This is a genomic window from Enterococcus villorum, from assembly GCF_007990225.1.
GTDB classification, from domain to species: domain Bacteria; phylum Bacillota; class Bacilli; order Lactobacillales; family Enterococcaceae; genus Enterococcus_B; species Enterococcus_B villorum.
Genome location: NZ_BJWF01000007.1, coordinates 52,034 through 73,648 on the forward strand (window position 1 = coordinate 52,034; position 21,615 = coordinate 73,648).

Here is a 21,615-nt window from a genome sequence, read left to right on the forward strand (position 1 = left end):
TGAGAGATTTATCATACATGTGAGATTTTTTGTAAAAATTTTTGAAAGAATGGTATGGGAATGAGAGATGATGAAAATAAATAAAAAATTCTGCTTGCACTAATTTTCTTTTCAAGTTTCTTTTTTTTATGTATAAATGTTGGCCATTTATCTGTAGAAGCAGAAACGACTGCTTTTACTGTTTTACCTAGCTTTCCTGAAAATCAAGTTTCTGATGCGACTTACTTTGATTTGCTTGTGAAAGAAGAGACAAAAGAAACGTTAACGATGATCGTCCAAAACACATCTGATCAAACATTAGAAATTGAAGGTAGTGCTTTAAATAGTTATACAACTTCTACTGGCATTATTGCGTATCAAAAAACTGAAACGGCAGAAAAAAATCAAGGATATTCGTTTACTCGTTTTATTGAACCCAAGCAACAGAAAATAAAATTGAAACCAAATGAAGCCAAAGAAGTATCCTTTACTTTAGATCTAAAAAAACAAAAAATAACCGGAGAAATTTTAGGTGTATTCTCGTTTGATATTGTTTCCGATGACACCAAAGAATCAAACAAAGATACAATGATCCAGGCTCGTTACGTGACTCAAGTGGGGATTAGGTTAAGAAATGGTCTAACAGAATTACCTTCACCAAATCTATCATTAGAAAAAACAGAGCCGATTGTCAAAAATGACAATGCTGTGATTCAAAGTACGATTAAAAATGATCAACCCACAGCCTTTGGTGGTGTAAAAGTTCAAACAACCATCTATGCTAAAAAAAATAATAAAATCGTTGGTGAAAAGAAAATTGAGAATTATCAAATTGCCCCTAATTCTACGATTCCTTTGATTACGGAGTTGGAAACCAAGCAATTAGATCCTGGCGACTACACCACACATATCGAAGTGACCTCATCAAAAGGTCAATGGTCATTTGATGATTCGTTTACTGTATCGAAAGAAAAAGCCAAATCAATTAATCAAAAAACTGTTTATGCACAAGATGATAACAAGAATCTGTTAGTCTTCTTATTGGTCTCATTTATTCTGGTGTTGCTAGTCATTATCCTATGGTTAACATGGAAATATTATCAATCAAAAAAATCACAAAGTGAGTGATGCAAAAAATGAATAAACAGAAAACAACAAGAGTTTTTCAGGAAGGATCATTCGTTTTTCTTTTATTTATCCTATTTCTGCTTTTCTCTACTAGAGCGAATGCAGCAATTGTTGAACCGTCATTTGAAACATTGCCAATTGACGAGACGATGATTACAACGGTTGGGAAAGCAGGAGCACCAGCTGGGTCACAAAAGCATCGGTATGTACAAATCAATGATACAACGACCAACTCAAGTGGTGCCGTATGGTTTAATAATCCAGTTACTTTTACAAGAGATTTTAAAATAGAAATGGCTTTTTATATTGAAAATACTGCAAATGATAGCGATGGAGTGGCTTTTGTCATGCAAAGTAACGGGCCAACCGCTTTAGGTGAAGAAGCAGGTCCGACGCTTGGAGTTTGGTCAAATACAGCAGGCACTAATCCTCTAAGTCAAGGCGCTATCCCTAACAGTATTGCTATAGAATTTGACACCTATCGTAACAATTATAGTACCATTTTCGATAGACAGGGAATGATGGACCGAGATACCGTTTCCCAAGGTCATCATATCGCTTGGGCCTATCCAGGTGTCGACAGTTCCTATACGACAGATGGAACTATACTCGTAGACAAGGTACTTCACCATCAAGATGAAGTAGCGGTTGCGGATTTATCAGATGGGCAATGGCACAATTTTACGGTGGAATTTAAAGCAAGTGAAAGCACTTTTACCTATACGGTGCCAGATTATGATGTAAATGTCACCATCCCAGTAGATGACACGTTCAAAACTAATTTAGGATTAAGCTCAGGAAAATCTGTTTATTTTGGATTTACAGGAGCAAATGGAGGATACTCACAAGCAAAAGCTGTTTCATTTGTTAATGTAGAAGGGTTAGTTGACTTACAATTAAGAACAGGAATTTTTCAAGTATCAAATAACCAGTTGCTTCTTGATACTGGTGCGGTGCCTCAAACGATTTACTCGGTAGATAAAGAGCAAGAAATTAGTTATATGACCATTCTTACTTATTCTGAAGACAGTGACTTGACAAGCCTACAGCCAGGAACGGCCATTGATTTTTTGGTGCCAGATAGTTTAGATTTGGTTGATGATACGATTTACTTTGTCAAAATTGAAGATACGAGTACGGTTGTTCAACCAGAGGAAGGAATTCCAATTGATTTTGTAAGAGAAGGAGATACAGTTACTGTCACCTTGCCAGAATTAGAAAGAGGATATCAGTATGAGATATATTTTAAAGTAAAAAATAATTATATCGAAACGGATAAAAATCTTAATTTAAAGATACCTGTTACTACAACATTTTCTGGTAATGCTTTTTCTGCTCCTGTCATTTCTGGCAATGCAGAGACACACTATTACAATTTGACAGGAACTTGGGAACCTACCGTAACTACCGGATATAAAACGGCAACAGAAGCAAAAGAAGATGCAACCATTGTCCGTCAAAATCGTCATGCCTATTTTTCTATTCAAATAGAAGATGAAAATTCAACTTCTGTTCAGTTGTTTATGAGCCAACTTGTTTCTGAAGAAGATCTATCAACGATGACGTTCTCTGAAAAAACCAGTATTTCAAGGGAACAACTAACGGATCCTTTAACTGCTACGATTGACTATGACACCACAGAACTTCAACCAGGAACGATCTATTACGTTGGGATTTACGTTATTGATGTAGAAGGGAATCAGTCAGAAACAGTGTACCAAGCGATTGATTTTAGAGGAATTGTCGAATTAAATACGGTACCTGGAAATTTTAACGGAAAAACGGTAACGATTAATGATTTAATTAAAACTAAGGAATCGGATGGTTATTTTTATCTCAAAGTAGACAATTTAGAAAATCAACTGAGTATAACCAATACGGGGGAAGAATTGTGGGCGTTTGATGGTCAATTAACCAGTATTGTCGAACAAGTGAGTGGATGGGCAGAAGACTTCTCCCTTTGCTTCTTTGAAAAAGACACAAAAAATTTGCTTTTCCAGTTAACCAGTGAAAAACAAAGAATCTTTACCCAAGAAACCGTAGGAGCGGCCGATTTGACGAAAGATTTTAATGAATATGATATCTATTTTAAATTTAAGGCAGATCCATTAACAATTGTTCCGGGTACCTATTCAGGAGAGATTAACTGGACGCTAACTAATAGCGTTTCTTAAAAAATCGCAAAAGATTTCGTTTAAATCTATCTAATATATGAAGAAACAAAAAAGAATCGAGTGTCAGACGATTCTTTTTTGTTTTTTTATTCTTTGAAAATAAAGCCAAAACCTAAATAAATTATTTTTTATTATTGACGAAAAACGTCCAATTTTATTGATTTTGGCAGGCTGTAAGCACGAATGTTGGTTATTGAGGTACTAATGGTTATTTTTGTAATGACTGCGTACTTTTACGGTTTGTGTTTTTGATTCTGTCAAACGGGAGGCTGTAAAAAGAAAAAGAGCAGTGATCGTTAATAAGCTAAAAATCATAAGTAATTGCATGGAATCACCTCATTTTTTATTGAATTAATCCTATTTTAACAAAAATATTTGAAGGTTTTATTAACATTTAACTAAGAAGTCGGATAAAAGTGTGAAGAGAAAATGAAGTAGAGAAAAAAATAGTGTGCCAATTACTCGTAAGGATTCGTTTTATTGTCTTGAAAAAAATTGTTGTGGTAGACTTTACTTATAGTAAAGGAATGATTTTTTAGGAGGGATACGTTTATGGCAAAAATGGCGAAAGAATTATTGTCACAGTTAACTTCAGAAGATGTAAAAGGACCCTTTGTCACGATTATGTTAAACACACATGTAGCACATCAAGACGTCGAAAAAGACCAAATCAAACTCAAAAATTTTGCAAAAGAAGCAAAAAAACGGTTTGAAAAAAAATATGCTGAGCACGATTGGTCCTTGTTCCAAGAAAAAATCACTAGTTTATTAGAAGATGCTTCGTTCTGGCGGAGTGCAACAGCTAGTGTTGCACTTATCTTGTCTCCAAAGCAAACCTATATCCATCGCTTAAGTATTCCTGTTGATGATCAGTATTATGTGAGTGATCTGCCGTATTTACTGGCAGTTATCAAAAATAGTCACTTCAATTACTCATACTATTTACTAGGCTTAAACCGAGATTCAATGAAATTGTATGAAGTAAACAATAAACAAGTGAAAGAAGTAAAATTGCCAGATGATGCCCCTAAAGATGTGGTAACGGCTTTAGGCTCAGAATTAACAGGTGGCGGTCTAAACTATACATCAAATGGAGGTGAAGGTGCCACATTCCATGGTGTCAATCCAAAAGATGAAGAAGTCGAAATCGATTGGGTTAATTATTACCAAGCAGTAGATGAGTACTTTAAAAACACCTTTGAAAATCCAGAAAAATGGCCAATCTATTTATTTGCCTTACCAGAAAATCAAACAATGTTTAAAAAAGTAGCCAAAAACCCTTATTATCGCTCCGAAGTGGCAATTTCTGCTTCACCTGCACAGTTGACACTAAAAGAAATCGAAGAAGGGGCGAAAAAACTATCTGATGAATTAGCAGCCAATGAAGCGAAAGGTTATAATCGATTATTAGATAAGAAATTCATTGACCAACTTGTCGATATTGTTCCAGCGGCCAAAGAAGGGAAAATTTCCCATTTATTTGTTGCCACCTCAAACTTAGTAGATGGATTTGGTGAAGATCCAGAAACGGAATATGATCGTCGTCAAGTACTGAATGAATTAGCGGATAATGTTCTTACAAATGGGGGACAGGTGTTTATCCTTGAACAAAAAGATGCCCCAGATGAGAAGAGTTTAGTAGCCATCCTTCGATATTAAAAACTTGAAATGAAAAATTGAATGAATTTTGCCAAACAAATTTAAGAGGTAGGGATTTTTCCCTTCCTCTTTTTTGAGGAAACTTTTAAAATGCTTTTGGAACAAATAAAGTGAATATATTTAGGCTTGTTTGTTCATAAAATATGAGAGGAAAGAGAAAAAAAGAAGGGAAAATAGTGGCTATTTTGTAAACGGTATGATATATTAAAAATGTAGTTTTTGTTCGGTAATCTGTGGTAGCTTGTTTCAAATAAACATCTTCCAGATATACACCATTCAAGTAATTGCAAAATATGTGTTGAGACACAAGGAGGATTTTTATTATGGAAACAGGTACAGTGAAATGGTTTAACTCAGAAAAAGGTTTTGGATTTATTACAGCAGAAAACGGTAACGATGTATTCGTTCATTTCTCAGCTATCCAAGGCGACGGATTCAAAACTTTAGAAGAAGGTCAAACAGTAAACTTTGACGTAGAAGAAGGTCAACGTGGCCCTCAAGCAACAAACGTTGTTAAAGCTTAATTCACTTATATAAGTAGTAAAGCCCGATAACTATCTTAAGATAGTTATCGGGCTTTTTTTGTGTGGCATTGTTTTCTTTTTTTAACTAGAGAATAAACAAAGGGATGACAAGAAATAAAAGGAAATGAAGAGCTTGAATCATTTAATAGAAAGAAGAACAGCTAAATAAAGGATTTTTTTATAAAATAAAAAGACGGATTAAGAAATTTTCCAGTGTTTGTAGTATAATCGCAAGAGAACATTTAATGGCAAGAGAAGAGGAAGTTATGTTGAAACCAAAAACTTATGCAGTTGTCGATATTGAAACAACTGGGACAAATCCAAAAGAAGATCGCATTATCCAATTTGGATGTGTCATGATTGAAGCTGGTCGAATGACTGCTCGTTTTTCGATAGACATTAATCCAGGGCGGAAGATTTCGAAACAGATCCAACATTTAACAGGGATCTCAAATCGTCGAGTTCAGCAAGCACCTTACTTTGAAGATGTCGCAGCAACTATCTATAATCTTTTGGCTGATACCGTTTTTGTTGCGCACAATGTTTATTTTGATTACAATTTCCTCAATCAAGAATTGTTACGTTGTCAAACACCAGCTTTAACCATACCTGGGATTGATACCGTTGAGTTAGCGCAAATTTTTTTGCCAAGCGAACCAAGTTTTCGATTGGCTGATTTATCTGAGAGTTTAGGCTTTATTCACGAGAATCCTCATCAAGCAGACAGCGATGCAGAAGTAACAGCTCAACTTCTTTTATTAATTGAAGAACGAATGAGAGCCTTACCTTTAGTTACGCTAGAAGCAATTGCTACTTTGAGTGGACAAACCGGCATGGATACGGGAAGTTTTATTCAAACCGTCATGGAGGAGATGAAAGCACATCCTACATCATTAAGTGAAGATATAGAAATTATTGACGGTCTAGCATTGCAAAAAAAGCAAGTCGAACTTTATACTAGTACTCATTACGAAGAACAGGTCTATCCTCGCAAAAAACAAGCAAAAGAAAGAATTTTTGGAAAAACACTGATGTATCGTAAAGAACAAAATCGATTAATGAACGCTGTATATGATCATTTTACGCAAGAAGATTCAAAAAATTTAATGATCGAAGCAGCAACAGGAATGGGTAAAACCATTGGCTATTTGCTTCCTTTAAGCTATCTAGCTACGCCTGAAAGACCAGCGATCATCAGTACTGTTTCTTTAGTCTTACAACAACAAATCATGGAAAAAGACATCCCACTATTAAATCAATTGCTTGATCAACCGATTCAAGCAACAATTATAAAAAGCTATCGACATTATATTGATTTGCAAAGATTTAAAGCGACTTTAGACGCACCCAAAGAACAAAAGCAGTATTTATTGTATCAGATGGCGATCTTAGTATGGTTGACGCAAACAAAAACTGGCGACTTAGATGAGTTGCATTTAACCAATCTAAATCCTCCTCTTTTTTCTGAAATCGCACATCGTGGCACTTCTTTTTTAGCAAAGAATCAACCATTTTATGCGCAAGATTTTGTGCGCTTTTTGGAGAAAAAAGTGCAACAGAGTAATTTTTTAATTGTCAATCATGCTTTTTTAGTTCAGGAAACACAAAGGAAAAGACCGTTACTTCCAGCTAGCCCATACTTATTGATTGATGAAGCCCACCATCTGCCTGATATTGCAGAAAAAGTGAATGACCAACGTCTAAGTATTGCTTATTTTTATAAACAGATTCAACAATTGATAGAACCAGAGCAGTTATTTGATCGGCTCAAACATTATTTACCAACAAATCACGAAGTGCATCGTTGGCTAGAAATTTATCAAGATGAATTACATGCGCTTTGTGAAGCACAACTGTTTCTCGCAGAAGGTTTAAATCAATTTGCGGCAAAGATAAAAAAAGATGAATACCCAGAAGAAATGATGATTACCCAAGAAAAACTGGCCGAGCTACCTATTGAATCAAGTTTAGCAATTGACCATCTTCATTTGTTTTATCGTGAAATCCAGCAATTACAAGGGCAAATGCGAATTAGTTTGGAGAAGATCCAAGACAGTTGGACCAAACAAATGCGTATTGATTTGGCAAGCTTCTATCAATTATTTGACCAAATGGACAAACAAGCAGAATTTATGGAGAAATGGTTGGAAGATTGGCATGAGAATTTGATCCACTGGTTTATTCCAAACAAAATCCCACAACAAACAATTTTTCATCTGCATGATTTTAATGCAGCGTTATTAAAAGCGTCAGTCTGGTATCCACGCTATACCCATATTATATATATGGGAGGAACCCTTAAAATTGGTCCAAATCGTCAGTATTTAGCCAAGCGCTTAGGAATTGATGGTACTCCTTTGAAGGTGATTGCTTCGCCATATGATTATGAAAAACAAGCGAGGATTTATATACCAAAAGAGGCGCCAGCGATTAGTCAAGTAAACAATCAGCAATATGTTGAGTATCTCTCTCGAACATTGACACGTTTGATTGATCAAGAGAAACGTCCCATATTAGTGCTGTTCACCTCGCATGATATCTTGCAAAAAGTATATCAAATGATCCATTTGTCGATGTTAGAACAAGGAAGAGAAATCTTAGCACAAGGAATTGGGGGCAGTCGGCAAAAATTATTGAAACGGTTTATGTTATCAGAAATGAGTGTTTTATTTGGCGCTGATAGTTTCTGGGAAGGGGTAGATTTGCCTGGGGATGCTTTGCAGATTGTCGTGGTCACACGTTTACCTTTTGATAACCCTTTGCGTCCAATGGTCAAAGCGAGAAATGCTTATCTTGAATCTGAAGGAATCAACCCATTTTATCAAGAGTCTGTACCTAAAGCTGCGTTAAAGTTAAGACAAGCGTTGGGGCGACTGATCCGTGGAGAAGAAGATCGAGGCGTTTTATTAATTTTGGATCATCGTTTTCTTTCTGCAAAGTATAGCTCAAGGATTATCCAAGCACTGCCTAAGAAAATAACAATTAAAGAAGAATCATTAGACGATATTTGTCAAGATATCCATGAATTTTTGAAGAAAAGCGAGGAATAAACTTTTTTCTGACCATCTTTTTTCACATAGAAAATCTGTTATAATAAACTCTAGTCAATATAAAAGGAGCGATGATCCTTGAAGAAGCAATTAAATAAGCAAGAACCAACAAAAGAAAAAACAATCAATCGTGTATTACTTGGACTGATCATCGCTTTATTAGCGATCATCGTCTGTAGTTCCATTTTTTATTTGCGTTCGAGCCGTCCCAGAATGCAAGCAAAACAAGAAGCAATTGAAATTGCTAAAAAATATGCAGACCTTGAAGAAGTGGACCATTTTTATTGGTTTACGCGTAAAAACACTTATTTTTCTTTAACAGGTAAAAATGATAAGGGACAAGAAATTGCCGTTATTATCCCCAAATCAGGAGAAAAAGTAAAAGTAATGGATCAAAAGAATGGGTTAACGGAACAAGAGGCAAAGCAAAAAATAGCAGAGGCTCATCCAGAAGTTCAAATCGAAAAGGCCTCTCTTGGTATGTACGAAGATCAAGCGGTCTGGGAGATTGTTGGAAAAAATTCGAACGATCAATTAAATTATTATTTACTTTCCTTTGAATCGGGGAAAGAAGTAAAAACGATCACTGGAATATAATTTGTAAAGGATGAGTTGGATGAAGCTGTCGAAAAGAACACAACAATTAGAACCTTCTGTTACACTGGCTACAGCAGCAAAAGCAAAAGCTTTAAAAGCACAAGGAAAAGATATTCTAAGTTTGACTGTCGGAGAACCAGATTTTGCGACTCCAGAAAATATACAAGAAGTCGCCATTCGTGCGATCAAAAATGGTAAAGCAAGCTATTATACACCAAGTGCTGGACTTCCTGAACTGCGTCAAGCAATCGTTACCTACATGAAAGAAAACTATGGTCTTCATTATGAAACTTCGCAGACAATCGTAACAGATGGAGCAAAATTTGCGCTTTATGCGCTTTTTCAAACGATTTTAGATCCTGAAGATGAAGTCATCATTCCTGTACCTTACTGGGTAAGCTATGGTGAGCAAGTAAAATTAGCAGGTGGACATCCAGTATTTGTTAAAGGAGAAGAAAAAAATGCCTTTAAAGTAACTGTTGCACAATTAGAAAAAGCTCGTTCATCTAAAACGAAAGCATTAATTGTCAATTCTCCTTCTAATCCGACTGGTATGATCTATGATAAAAAGGAATTACAAGCGATTGGCGAATGGGCAGTAAAAAATGACATTTTAATAGTTGCAGATGATATTTATGGACGATTAGTTTATAATGGCAATGAGTTTACTCCAATTGCTTCCATTTCTGAAGCCATTCGCAAGCAAACAATTATCATTAATGGAGTATCAAAGACCTATGCCATGACTGGTTGGCGGATCGGCTTTGCTATAGGAAATCAAGAAATCATCAATGGCATGATCTCAATTGCTTCACAATCAACAAGTAATCCCACTGCTGTCAGTCAATATGCAGCAATCGAAGCTTTGACAGGTAAGCAAGATACAGTGGAAGAAATGCGTCAGGCTTTTGAAGCACGTCTAAATACTTTATACCCACTTGTTTCAAGTTTACCTGGTGTGACGCTCAATAAACCACAAGGTGCTTTTTATCTATTTCCTAATGTAAAAGAAACTATCGCTATGTGTGGCTATGATCATGTCACAAAATGGGTAGAAGATCTTCTGGAAGAAACTGGCGTGGCTTTAGTTACAGGCGAAGGGTTTGGTGCACCGGAAAATGTTCGTTTGAGTTATGCGACAGATCTTGGAACATTAGAAGAAGCAGTGCGTCGAATAGCCCATTTTATTGAGAGTAAAAGTCAAAATTAATCCTATTAATCAAGGTAGAAAAAAGGAGAGACATACGTGGAAACAATTCAAATCATCGATTCGAAAAATCATGTAGGAGAAACAGTGAAAATTGGCGCTTGGGTCGCAAACAAACGCTCAAGTGGAAAAATTGCTTTTCTACAATTAAGAGATGGAACAGCTTATTTTCAAGGTGTGGTTGTTAAAAGTGAAGTTCCGGAAGAAGTCTTCCAGCTTGCTAAAAATCTGACTCAAGAAACATCCGTCCTTTTAACTGGAGAAATCCGTGAAGACAGTCGTTCAAAATTTGGTTATGAAATTGGGATCCAATCAATTGAAGTAGTCAGCGAGAGTCATGATTATCCGATTACACCAAAAGAACATGGGACGGACTTTTTGATGGATCACCGCCATCTATGGTTACGTTCATCTAAACAGCATGCCATTATGCAAATCCGAAACGAGATTATTCGAGCAACTTATGAGTTCTTTAATAATCAGAACTTTGTTAAAATCGATCCACCAATTTTAACTGGATCGGCGCCGGAAGGAACAACTGATTTATTTGAGACAAATTATTTTGATCAAAAAGCGTATTTATCTCAAAGTGGACAATTATACATGGAAGCTGCAGCGATGGCTTTTGGAAAAGTATTTTCTTTTGGTCCAACTTTCCGCGCAGAAAAATCAAAAACACGTCGTCATCTAATTGAATTTTGGATGATCGAACCTGAGATGGCATTTACCCATCAAGAAGAAAGCCTAGAAGTGCAAGAACAATACGTCGCTTTCTTAGTACAAAATGTATTGGATCATTGTGATTATGCACTAGATGTTTTAGAACGAGACAAAGAAGTATTGAAATCTTACACAAAACTGCCATTTCCACGTATCTCTTATGATGATGCTATTGAGTTGTTAAAGAAAAATGGGTTTGACGATATCGAATGGGGCGATGATTTTGGCTCTCCTCATGAAACGTTTATCGCTAATTCATTTGAACAACCAGTATTTATTTTAAATTATCCAAAAGCGATTAAGCCTTTCTACATGAAACCACATTCAACGCGTGAAGACGTCGTGATTTGTGCAGATATGATAGCGCCAGAAGGCTATGGTGAAATTATCGGTGGTAGTGAAAGAGCAACTGATTATGATTTCTTACTTGAACAAATCAAAAACCATGGTTTAGATGAAAATGAATATTCCTGGTATCTTGATTTACGCAAATATGGCTCTGTGCCACATTCTGGTTTCGGTTTAGGCTTAGAACGAACAGTGACTTGGATTTCTGGAATTGATCACGTTCGTGAAGCTATTCCATTCCCACGCTTATTAAACCGAATCTACCCATAAACAGAACAAGAGGTCGTGAAAGTAGCGATCAGCTCCGAGCGAATAAGAGATAAATTTTTAAAATAGCTCCTCATATTTTAGAAATTTAACGCTTATTGTTGAGGAGTTGCTACTTGAACACCGTTTACACCTATTCAGAGTGTGAGACAAAAGTATTCTTTACTTTTTGTCTCACACTCTTTTTGATTAGTCACTAAAAAGAACTACTTTATGTATGTTTTGTTTGATTTTTCTTTATGTGTAATGCCAGTGGCTTTTCCAAATGATTCAAAAAAGCTTGAAAATAAGATTGTTGAAAGAGTGTTTCTAGTTCCTGAAGGGTTTCAAATGAAGGATAGTTATCTAAAAGAATACATCGAGTTTGCTTACTTATAGGAATATTAGTAAGGCAATAATCAAATGAATTGAGCTTATGAGCAATTGATGTTGGCTGGTGAACATCAAGTAATTTAAAGGTCGCAATCTCACTAAACTTATTTTTGAGAACAGACAAAAGAAATTCTTGATGCGCTTTTTCATGAGTAAAAAAAAGTCCAACTTTTATCTTTTTTTGTGTCTTTCTTATCTGTTTCAATAAATGATAGTCGTGGACAAGTAAGACATAGATCAATTCGTAAAACAAAGATTCATCTTGAAGGTCATTTTTAAAGGTGGTTAATTTGTTTAAGAAGAGGTTAGAAATAGGAATAGAAAAATTCCCATTCTGTTTGAAAAATGCAAAAACAAACTGCTTTTTTTGATGATTTAATAGATAAGTGACCCCCGTGTATTGAATAAGTATAGTGGTGACGATGTCATAGATTTTTTCATCTAATTTTACTTGTGGTATGTTGAATAATTCATAAAGACCAGTGGCTAAAGAAACAAAAGCTTGTCTTTTGGTTAACAGTTCAGGTGAAAGATTCATCTCTGTTAAGGTAGTATGTAATACTGAAATTTTCCATTCTACAAGGCCAGGATAAGGAATTTTAAATACGTCATTAAAAGTGGCATAGTCAATGACAATTTGTTGACTCACTTTTGTCTCTGATAAAAAGAAACAAGTATTTTGTAAGTGGGCGCTCAATTTAATAGTGACCCAGATCAAACTATTAAGTTGTTGTGTTCGACAGGATGATTCATTCGTTGAATGTACGAAACCTTGAAGAATTTTTTCAATGATTTCTTGTTCGTCTGAGGTGATATATTCTTCAATTGTATAATATTTTTCTGAAAAAAAGACCTGAAAGAACTGACGCATTTTATTAAAATCGCCAACAAAGCAAAAAGGTGATTTCGTTAGGGAAATATCATAAAGTTTTAAAGCGGTAGTTACTTGCTTATACACATTTCTAAATTTTGTTTCACTAATTTCAAGTGTGTTTGCTATTTTTGCCGTTGAAGCAAAAGGATGAAAGAAAATAAAGGAAACTAATTGCAATTGAATCGAATGATGATAGAAATAATGAGAAATAGTCGTATAATTGATCATTTCTTTATTCTGTAAATAAAAGGTATTTCGATATTTTTTTAAACGAAAAGAGAAAATTTGCTCTAATTCCCTGATTTGTTTATGGATAGTTTGTTTGGTTGCGCCAGTTTTTTCTTCTAACTGCTGAATGGTGACGGTTTGTTCTTCTAGAAATGACTCCAAAATAAGTAATTGGTTTCGATGTTTTCTGGATAATATCTCTTTAAAAATGTACAGGACCTCCCCATTTTAGTTTTCATTTATAGTAAGAATTTTACTAGTAAAATAGTTTTTATGACAAACCATTTTTTCTTTTTTTAGAAAAAAATTGTATGAAGTTTAAAAAATAATACATCAAATTTTTACTTTATTGAATAAAAAAAAATTCTAAAAATAAAATGTCTATAAAAATTTAGAAATTAAACAGCTTATTGAAAAAATAAAGCGTAAACTAAAACACGTTACACAAATAACTATTAAATTTTTAGGAGATGTTAAAATGAAACAAACGGTTTTTAACAAATTGCTTGTAGCAAGTATCGCGTGTGTGTCAGTAGGAACTTCAGTTAGTGTCAGTGCGACAGAACTGGGGAAAGACACACTTTCTATAAGCAGTGGAGTAAATAACAAAGTAACAAAAAAATCTGTTATTAAAAACGGTGATTTTAGTGATGGATTAAACGGTTGGATTGTTTCAAATCCTGAATCGAACAATCCAGAATTAATAACAGAAGATGGTGTTTCTTATGTGAAAGCAAGTTATGGTGAAAACATCCATCAATTTGTAAGTTTGAAACCAAATACTACCTATACTTTTTCATATACAGTCGCAAGCTCTGGATTTCCTGCGAAAGTGGAGTTTGGTACCTTGAATCAAGATGAAGCGTTTAAGCCTTTACAGGAAGTTTCTCATGACAATGAGAACTGGGAAAGAAAAACATTCTCATTTACTACACCAGAAATAAATAATAGATATATTCTGCGTTTTTCTTCGACAGGAAATGGCTGGGCAATGTTTAAAAATATTGATGTCCAATCAGAAGATGAAACAACTCAAAACACCTTGCTTTCTGTTGATGTAGAAAGTCGTCAAGCATTTGTTAACTTAAACTTAACGAAAGAACAATTTAACAGTAAAAAACGCTACATCGTTTATCTAAATGGCGAATATTATTTTGAAACTTATCAAGGGAAAGCTTACTATTCTTCTGTAGATAAAGCAGAACAATCTGTTAAGGTACGTCGTGGATTTAATGGACAAAAAGGAGAAAAAATTGAAGTATACATAGCACCTGGTACACCTGGACACAGTTCAGTTGGCAAAGAATTATTAGAAACACTTGTTGTAAATAATTCTTTAGAAGTAGGGGCACCTGAATTAGATAATGTAGTGAAAAATATTCAAGTAGTTGGAAATACAGTCGTGATGGATTTGGATCAAGCAGCATTTGAACAAGATAACCGTATCGTACTTTATAATAATGGTTCATATATTGCTGAAACCTACAAAGGAAAAGCTTTTTACTCATCTATTAAGAAAAGCAATGGAATTGTAACAGTGACATGTAAAACATCATTGACTTCTGGAGATGTTATTTCGGTTAAATTAATTGGAAATCGTCCAGGAACAAGTACTTCGACTACCTTCCAACAACTGTTGAAAACATTAGAAGTAAAATAAGCAATGAAAAATTCGCTATAACATTTTTTATGAAACCACATATCTAAACAGTTGAAATCAAAAAAATTTTCACTTATTTATAGTTTGATTAATGTTTAAAGACTAGGAAATTTATATTTCCTTGTTTTTTTTATTTAAACAAAAATTTCAATTATCTATTTGACATATGACAGTTCATTCATATATAATTACTTATGAAGAGATATTCATATGTGTAAATAAGGAGTGAGAATGATGAAAAGTTATCGATTAGATGGATTAGATTGTGCAAATTGTGCGATGAAAATAGAAAGAAAAGTCAATGAAATAAATGGTGTCAAGCAAGCAAATGTGAATTTTGCTACGTGTAAATTAACGATTGATGCAGATGAAAAAAATATGGCAGTAATTGAAACGGAAACCAAAAAAGTAGTGAAAGAATTAGAACCAGAAGTTGTAGTTACTGCCATTACTAAAAAAAGCACTCATTCACCAGATGAAAAAAATGGAAAAAGTGAACTGATCCGCATCATTATTTCAGCAATTGGTTTATTGGCATTATTTGTGTGGGAACCAAGTGAACCCGTTCGATTATTTGGCTTTTTACTCGTTTATTTACTGATTGGGTTTGATGTGATTAAAAGAGCAGCGATGAATATCACCAAAGGTCGGTTATTTGATGAAAACTTTTTAATGGCTATTGCGACAATTGGTGCGATGTTGATTGGCGAGTATCCAGAAGCTGTAGCAGTCATGTTGTTTTACCAAATAGGGGAATATTTTCAAGGTTTTGCCGTCAATCAATCAAGAAAATCAATTCGAGCATTAATGGAAATTCGTCCAGAAATTGCACACGTAGAGACAGATGAAGGATTGATCACGACACAACCAGAAAACGTGGCTATAGGAGCACGGATATTGGTTAAGCCCGGAGAACGTGTGCCTTTAGATGGACAAGTCATCAGTGGCCGTTCGTTGGTTGATACTTCTGCTTTAACGGGGGAATCAATCCCAAAAGAGGTTTTCACAGGAGAAACGGTATTAAGTGGCTTTATTAATAAAAACCAACCATTAGTCGTTGAAGTTGAGAAAAACTTTGAAAATTCAACGATTAGTCAATTACTAGAATTGGTGGAAAACGCCAGCAGCAAAAAAGCACCAGCAGAAAATTTTATTACGAAATTTGCTCGTTATTATACGCCAGTAGTAGTAAGTTTGGCTGTTTTACTTGCCATTGTGCCGCCTTTAGTTCTGCCAAATGCCGCCTTTTATGATTGGGTTTATCGAGCATTGACTTTCTTAGTCATTTCTTGTCCCTGCGCCTTAGTGATCTCTGTTCCTCTTAGCTTCTTTGGGGGAATTGGTGGAGCAAGTAAAATAGGGGTGTTGATCAAAGGAAGCAATTACCTCGAATTATTAGCTCATACAGAGACGATGGTTTTTGATAAAACTGGGACATTAACCAAAGGAAACTTTTCAGTTCAAAAAATTGAAACGTCAATGGATGAATCATTATTTATGGAATATGTAGCAAGTGTTGAACAGTTTTCTACTCATCCGATTGCTCAAGCCATTTTATCAGCTTATAATGGTCCATTATTACCGACAGATCAAACAGAAGAAATTGCCGGTGAAGGAATTCAGTCTAGAGTAGATGGAAAAATGATTTTAGTAGGGAATCATAAACTACTTAAACGATACAAGATAGATTTCCCTGCCAACCAATCGGTAGGCACGTTGATCTATGTTGCCGTTGATAAGAACTATGCTGGTTGCTTAGTCATTGCTGATACGGTAAAAAACGATGCCAAAGAAGCATTGAAAAAACTAAAAAAAGCAGGTATCAAACAAACGGTCATGCTTACTGGCGACGCCAAAGAGATTGCTTCCCATATTGGAAATGAATTAGGCATTGATCAGGTGTATAGTGAACTCTTACCACAGGAAAAAGTAGTTAAATTAGAACAAATCATGGATAAAGGCTCTCAAAAAACAGCTTTTGTTGGAGATGGTATCAATGATGCACCTGTATTGGCCAGAGCAGATGTAGGGATCGCAATGGGTGGCCTTGGAAGCGATGCGGCGATTGAAGCAGCAGATGTAGTAATCATGAATGATGCGCCTTCAAAAATCGTGGATGCCATTCGCTTATCAAGAAAAACATTAAAAATTGTCAAACAAAATATTGTTTTTGCTATTGGAATCAAAATTTTCGTCTTAATTTTAGGTGCAGTAGGCATTGCATCAATGGGTGACGCAGTCTTTGCGGATGTTGGTGTAACAGTTTTAGCTGTATTAAATGCAATGAGATGTTTACATGTAAAAAAAGAAAATAAAAAAATTGCCTGATTTGTTTTATCAAATAAAATTGAAAAAATTTCCTAATGTCCAATTATCTGTTTCAAAATACGGTAAAATCCTTGTAAACAGTAAGAGCGACCAAGTAATAAAGGAGAATAGAAAAAATTATTTTTTCTGTTCTAATTGAACTTGTTGCATAAATACCAAAGGTTGAAAAGTGTTTGGATAGAGGGGCAACGAGCAGAACCTAGTCTTTATGGCTATTAGTTAAGAAGTTTTCCTTTATTCGAAATACTCGAATAAAAGGAAAACTTCTTTTTTATGGGATTGGTCAGATGAATCAGCGACTGTCAGCTATGCGGTAAACGAATTCATTAAAATAACTATGAAGATTTTATTTTTTTGAAACTTTGTTTATTTTCTACGAGAAAAAGTAAATAATCGCTTTAAAAATGCGATGGATAAAGGAAAATGATAATAAAATGTTAAAACAATGTGTGAAAATTAAAATTATCCACAATTAAAATAACGAACCATTGTAAAACAATAAGAATTTGTTTATTATTACATGTGTATAACTGTTTTATTGTGAATAAAAAGTAAAGGAGAGGACAGATGAACAATAAACAATTACGTTGGTTTACCGTAGCACTTATTGCATTTAATATGGTTTGGGGCATGGGAAATGTCGTAAACAATTATGCACAACAAGGAATTTCAGTTGTTACTTCATGGTTATTAATTCTTGCTATTTATTTTATTCCCTATGCTTTAATCGTAGGACAACTTGGTTCCGCATTCAAAGACAGTAAAGGTGGCGTTAGTTCTTGGGTGGAAAATACGACGTCCAATAAACGATTGGCGTATTACGCTGCTTGGACGTATTGGGTCGTCCACATTCCATATCTAGCGCAAAAACCTCAAGCAATCTTGATCGCTGGAGGCTGGGCCGTAAAAGGAAACGGAAACATTGTAAATACGATGTCCGTACAAATGGTCGCAGTAATTTCATTGATTATTTTCTTAGCTTTCTTGTATTTATCCACTAAAGGACTGTCAACGCTGAAAGTAATTGGTGGATTGGCAGGAACTGCCATGTTTGTGATGTCATTATTATTCATTCTTATGGCTGTAACTGCACCGTTTATTAATTCAAGTATGGAGTTTGCTACAACAGGGATGAATGAAGTCAAAACTTATATCCCTAAGTTTGATTTTAGTTACTTTACAACAGTCTCCATGTTGGTCTTTGCAGTAGGAGGAGCTGAAAAAATTTCTCCTTATGTAAACTCGACAAGAAACCCAGCAAAAGAGTTTCCAAAAGGAATGATTTTCTTAGCTGCGATGGTAGGTGTTTGTGCCGTTTTAGGTTCTGTAGCAATGGGGATGTTATTTGCTAGTGACAACATTCCTAAAGACTTAATGGCCAATGGAGCTTATAGTGCCTTCCAAATATTAGGTAACTACTATGGTATTGGGAACTCATTGATGATCATCTATGCATTGACAAATATGGTTGGTCAAATCTCTGCGTTAGCTTTTTCAATTGATGCGCCATTGAAAATTTTATTAGCTGACGCAGATCCAGAATTTGTACCATTATGGTTACGTAAAAGAAACCGAAAAGGAACATTAGTTAATGGTTACTTATTAACTGGAATATTAGTCGGCATCATTATTTTACTACCAATTTTTGGTATCAAAGATATGAACGAGCTGGTTAAATGGTTGACTAACTTAAACTCAGTAGTGATGCCAATGCGCTATTTATGGGTATTCCTAGCTTATATGATGCTGAACAAAGCATACAAAAAATTTACTTCTGAATACAAATTTGTGAAAAATCCTAAAGTTGGATTTATCTTTGGTGCTTGGTGTTTTGCTTTCACAGCCTTTGCATGTATCTTGGGAATGGTTCCAAAAGTAGAGTATGCGGCTGATCCTAAAGCTTGGTGGTTCCAATTAATTTCAAATATTGTGACACCGATTATTTTAATTATGTTAGGAATGATCCTACCAGCCATTGCACGCCGAGATAAAAATAAAGAAGTAAAAAAGACGATCGTTGAAGCTTAATGAAAACGTGATAAACGTTTAAATAATCTATTTAATAACTTAAAAAAGAGGGGAACAAACTCTTTCTCTCAGACTGTGGACAAAGTACTTATTTTTAGTACTTTGTCTTTTTATCCGTTAAAATAGGAATATAACATAGAGATATAAACAATAGGAATAGAAAAATACATATGAAAATTAAACTTACTTTTGCATGTTTAAATATGAAAAAGCGAGAAAAAAACAAAAAGGTTCGAACAAGAAAGACGGTCTAGATGAAAAGATTAGATGATCTAAACATTTACAAAAAAAGTAGGATTTCCCAAAAACTTTCATCTAATTAATCCTATATTAATCAGATGAAAGGTGCGATTGAAGTGCCGTTCTTTTTTGTGATAGTTTAGAAAATTTTGGTACAAACGTATAGAATTACCTTTAAATTAAATAAAAAAGATCAATTTGTTTTCCATATTAACCAAACTAAGGTTCCCCATTTTATGATATAATATACTTGTAGTAAGTTTATGACGGTAGCTACTTAGGGGGGATGCCTATGTGTATTTTCCTACTTCATAGAAGAAGGGAGTAGCATTTTTCGTCTGTTGCTGAAGCAATTGGTTTGATGATGCAATTTGGATCATTTATTCTTGCTTTATTTGGCATTATGCTAACAATTAGCAAAAACAACAAAAAATAAACCCGTCATAAACTTTAGCGAGGTTTGATGGGTTTATTTCCGTATTAAAATCTGCTACCGTTTTAAACGGCTACACAGGGAGCTATGTTAGAGCATAGCTCCTTATTTATATACAGTATAACCTAGATAGAAAAAAAAGTGAAGAAAGGTTAGTTTTGTTTTAACAAAAAAATACTTCACACAATGGGCTCCTAAATTGACAGAAGTTAGTTTTTATTGAGCTAAAAACAAAGTGTAAAAAAGACATACAAGTGTATCTCTCAGACTATAGACAAAGGATTTATTTTTAGTGCGTTGTCTTTTTTATCCGTTAATAGGAATAGAAAAAATGAATAGGAAAGTTGCTTGCTTAAATATGAAAAAGCGAGTAAAAACAATAAAGCTCGAGTAAGAAAGAAATGTTTTTCTAAATAAAAACAACACGATTTCTCTTTTATATTTAAATTCATACACATAAAGAAGTTGGGACAGAAGCGTTTAGCTCCGAGCGAATAAGAGGTAAATTTTAAAACAGCTTCTCATATTTTAGGAATTTCTCTCTTATTGTTGAGGAGATGGTACTTGAATACCGTCTATACGTATTTAGAGTTTAAGAAGAATATATTCTTTACTTTTTCTAAAACACTCACAGTGAGAAGGAAACAAATTGCTTCTCTCTTTTTTTATTTCCCATGATATCATTAATAAATTAATAAACTAAACAAAAAAGTAGATGAAGGAGAGAGTAAAATGAAAATAGTCATTTTAGGGCAAAGCGGGGCTGGCAAATCATTGCTTGCCAGAAAGATTCAACTTTTAACGGATATTGCACTCTTACCATTAGATTTTTTATGGCTTGCTACAGATTATAGTGAAGAAGCCCAACAATGGTTTGAAATCGAACAAGAGAAATTTATGGATGAACATGATTCATGGATCATTGAAGGAAATTATCTTGCTACGGCTACTAGAAGAATAAAAGAAGCAGATAAAATTATTTTGTTACGCGTTCCTAGATATTTGGCGATGTATCGAGTAATCAAGCGCTCAATCAAAAGAAAAAAAGACCCAAAAACAAGACCAGATGTACCAATTGATTTTTCTGAAAAATTAGATAAAGACTATTGGGAATTTTTGTCTTTTGTTTGGCATTTCAAGAAAAAGAATGAGCCGAAAATCATCCAACTCATTGAGACTCTTCAAGTAAAAGATCGATTGATTATTTTGAATAATAAAGCAGAACAGCAGGCACTTATCGATCATTTAAAAAAGGAAAAACAAACAGGTTGACAAATTATGTTTACAGTTGTAATCTTTAAATAGAATTAAGTTTACAGTTGTAAACGCAAGGCTGGAGGAGAAAGAATGAGTGAAGAAACTGTTCCAATGAAAATCAGTGATTCTGAATGGGAAATTATGCGTGTCATTTGGACACTAGGTCAGGCAGATGCGCAAGAAATTACGCAAATATTGGCGAGCTCCAAGGGATGGAAAGTAGCTACTATCAAAACACTTTTAGGACGTCTAGTCAAAAAAGAAGCTCTTTGGACGCAACAGGCGGGGAAAAAGTTTATCTATCATCCCAATGTTTCTGAAACAGATACAGTTAAAAGTGCAACTGAAAATCTATTTTCACATATTTGTGCTAAACAAATCGGGAGAACAATTGCAGATTTAATCGAAGAAGCTACTTTGACGCAAGAAGATATCAATCGCATTTTTACTCAATTAAATCACAAAGAACCAGTAGCGTCCATTACATGTAATTGTATTCCTGGACAGTGCCAATGCAAACAACATCAATAAGGAGGAAAGAA

General features: G+C 34.6%; 15 protein-coding genes and 1 pseudogene. 14 read left to right on the plus strand and 2 right to left on the minus strand.

The window, feature by feature from the left end; all coding sequences use genetic code 11:
- Positions 1-132 precede the first annotated feature (132 nt).
- Together EVI01_RS04605 and EVI01_RS04610 are read left to right on the plus strand one after the other, a co-directional pair.
- Positions 133-1,107 (plus strand): WxLIP family cell surface protein, encoded by a 975-nt coding sequence (locus EVI01_RS04605; RefSeq protein WP_146811545.1) that lies wholly within the window; start codon positions 133-135, stop codon positions 1,105-1,107.
- An 8-nt stretch (positions 1,108-1,115) separates the two neighbouring features.
- Positions 1,116-3,281, plus strand: coding sequence for an L-type lectin-domain containing protein (locus EVI01_RS04610; RefSeq protein WP_025480745.1), 2,166 nt, complete (start codon positions 1,116-1,118; stop codon positions 3,279-3,281).
- A gap of 201 nt (positions 3,282-3,482) precedes the next feature.
- Here the strand turns inward: EVI01_RS04610 and EVI01_RS14035 are convergent, their stop codons facing one another.
- A complete protein-coding gene (locus tag EVI01_RS14035) occupies positions 3,483-3,608 on the minus strand; it encodes a hypothetical protein (protein WP_010752412.1) in 126 nt (41 codons plus the stop codon).
- Positions 3,609-3,833: 225 nt separating this feature from the next.
- Here EVI01_RS14035 and EVI01_RS04615 point away from each other — a divergent pair, with 225 nt between their 5' ends.
- From EVI01_RS04615 to asnS, 6 genes are all read left to right on the plus strand, one after another.
- Positions 3,834-4,940, plus strand: coding sequence for a baeRF6 domain-containing protein (locus EVI01_RS04615; RefSeq protein WP_010752411.1), 1,107 nt, complete (start codon positions 3,834-3,836; stop codon positions 4,938-4,940).
- Positions 4,941-5,263: 323 nt separating this feature from the next.
- Positions 5,264-5,464, plus strand: a complete 201-nt coding sequence (locus tag EVI01_RS04625; protein WP_005875554.1) for a cold-shock protein — start codon at positions 5,264-5,266, stop codon at positions 5,462-5,464.
- A 269-nt stretch (positions 5,465-5,733) separates the two neighbouring features.
- Entirely contained in the window at positions 5,734-8,514 is a 2,781-nt protein-coding gene (locus EVI01_RS04630) for a helicase C-terminal domain-containing protein (protein ID WP_025480744.1), read from the plus strand.
- Between the two features lie 78 nt (positions 8,515-8,592).
- Positions 8,593-9,111, plus strand: coding sequence for a cell wall elongation regulator TseB-like domain-containing protein (locus EVI01_RS04635; protein WP_010752409.1), 519 nt, complete (start codon positions 8,593-8,595; stop codon positions 9,109-9,111).
- A 19-nt stretch (positions 9,112-9,130) separates the two neighbouring features.
- Complete coding sequence (locus EVI01_RS04640) at positions 9,131-10,321, plus strand: pyridoxal phosphate-dependent aminotransferase (RefSeq protein ID WP_010752408.1); 1,191 nt, start codon at positions 9,131-9,133, stop codon at positions 10,319-10,321.
- Positions 10,322-10,357: 36 nt separating this feature from the next.
- Positions 10,358-11,656, plus strand: coding sequence for an asparagine--tRNA ligase (gene asnS / locus EVI01_RS04645; protein WP_010752407.1), 1,299 nt, complete (start codon positions 10,358-10,360; stop codon positions 11,654-11,656).
- A 208-nt stretch (positions 11,657-11,864) separates the two neighbouring features.
- Here the strand turns inward: asnS and EVI01_RS04650 are convergent, their stop codons facing one another.
- On the minus strand, positions 11,865-13,289 hold the full coding sequence (locus EVI01_RS04650) for a helix-turn-helix domain-containing protein (protein ID WP_010752406.1): 1,425 nt from the start codon (positions 13,287-13,289) through the stop codon (positions 11,865-11,867).
- 316 nt (positions 13,290-13,605) lie between these two features.
- Here EVI01_RS04650 and EVI01_RS04655 point away from each other — a divergent pair, with 316 nt between their 5' ends.
- The 6 genes and pseudogenes from EVI01_RS04655 to EVI01_RS04675 all read left to right on the plus strand — a co-directional run bounded on the left by EVI01_RS04655 (position 13,606) and on the right by EVI01_RS04675 (position 21,604).
- Positions 13,606-14,787 (plus strand): carbohydrate binding domain-containing protein, encoded by a 1,182-nt coding sequence (locus tag EVI01_RS04655; RefSeq protein WP_010752405.1) that lies wholly within the window; start codon positions 13,606-13,608, stop codon positions 14,785-14,787.
- Between the two features lie 234 nt (positions 14,788-15,021).
- Positions 15,022-17,115 (plus strand): heavy metal translocating P-type ATPase, encoded by a 2,094-nt coding sequence (locus EVI01_RS04660; protein ID WP_025480742.1) that lies wholly within the window; start codon positions 15,022-15,024, stop codon positions 17,113-17,115.
- A gap of 567 nt (positions 17,116-17,682) precedes the next feature.
- Positions 17,683-19,143 carry an APC family permease gene (locus tag EVI01_RS04665; protein ID WP_010752403.1) on the plus strand — a complete coding sequence of 487 codons (1,461 nt, stop codon included), beginning with the start codon at positions 17,683-17,685 and terminating at the stop codon, positions 19,141-19,143.
- Positions 19,144-19,714: 571 nt separating this feature from the next.
- Positions 19,715-19,819 (plus strand): annotated as a pseudogene (locus EVI01_RS14230) (putative holin-like toxin); the annotation flags it as partial.
- Between the two features lie 729 nt (positions 19,820-20,548).
- The gene (locus tag EVI01_RS04670; RefSeq protein ID WP_010752402.1) at positions 20,549-21,088 is read left to right on the plus strand and encodes a P-loop NTPase family protein; all 540 of its coding nucleotides are present in this window, start codon (positions 20,549-20,551) and stop codon (positions 21,086-21,088) included.
- Positions 21,089-21,163: 75 nt separating this feature from the next.
- Positions 21,164-21,604 (plus strand): CopY/TcrY family copper transport repressor, encoded by a 441-nt coding sequence (locus EVI01_RS04675; protein WP_010752401.1) that lies wholly within the window; start codon positions 21,164-21,166, stop codon positions 21,602-21,604.
- The last annotated feature ends 11 nt before the right edge of the window (positions 21,605-21,615 follow it).

Excerpts from the sequence above, each read along its gene's own strand:
- EVI01_RS04610 (WP_025480745.1), top strand. The coding sequence starts at position 1,116 with ATGAATAAACAGAAAACAACAAGAGTTTTTCAGGAAGGATCATTCGTT.
- EVI01_RS14035 (WP_010752412.1), bottom strand. The coding sequence starts at position 3,608 with ATGCAATTACTTATGATTTTTAGCTTATTAACGATCACTGCTCTTTTT.
- EVI01_RS04615 (WP_010752411.1), top strand. The coding sequence starts at position 3,834 with ATGGCAAAAATGGCGAAAGAATTATTGTCACAGTTAACTTCAGAAGAT.
- EVI01_RS04625 (WP_005875554.1), top strand. The coding sequence starts at position 5,264 with ATGGAAACAGGTACAGTGAAATGGTTTAACTCAGAAAAAGGTTTTGGA.
- EVI01_RS04640 (WP_010752408.1), top strand. The coding sequence starts at position 9,131 with ATGAAGCTGTCGAAAAGAACACAACAATTAGAACCTTCTGTTACACTG.
- EVI01_RS04655 (WP_010752405.1), top strand. The coding sequence starts at position 13,606 with ATGAAACAAACGGTTTTTAACAAATTGCTTGTAGCAAGTATCGCGTGT.
- EVI01_RS04660 (WP_025480742.1), top strand. The coding sequence starts at position 15,022 with ATGAAAAGTTATCGATTAGATGGATTAGATTGTGCAAATTGTGCGATG.
- EVI01_RS04665 (WP_010752403.1), top strand. The coding sequence starts at position 17,683 with ATGAACAATAAACAATTACGTTGGTTTACCGTAGCACTTATTGCATTT.
- EVI01_RS04670 (WP_010752402.1), top strand. The coding sequence starts at position 20,549 with ATGAAAATAGTCATTTTAGGGCAAAGCGGGGCTGGCAAATCATTGCTT.
- EVI01_RS04675 (WP_010752401.1), top strand. The coding sequence starts at position 21,164 with ATGAGTGAAGAAACTGTTCCAATGAAAATCAGTGATTCTGAATGGGAA.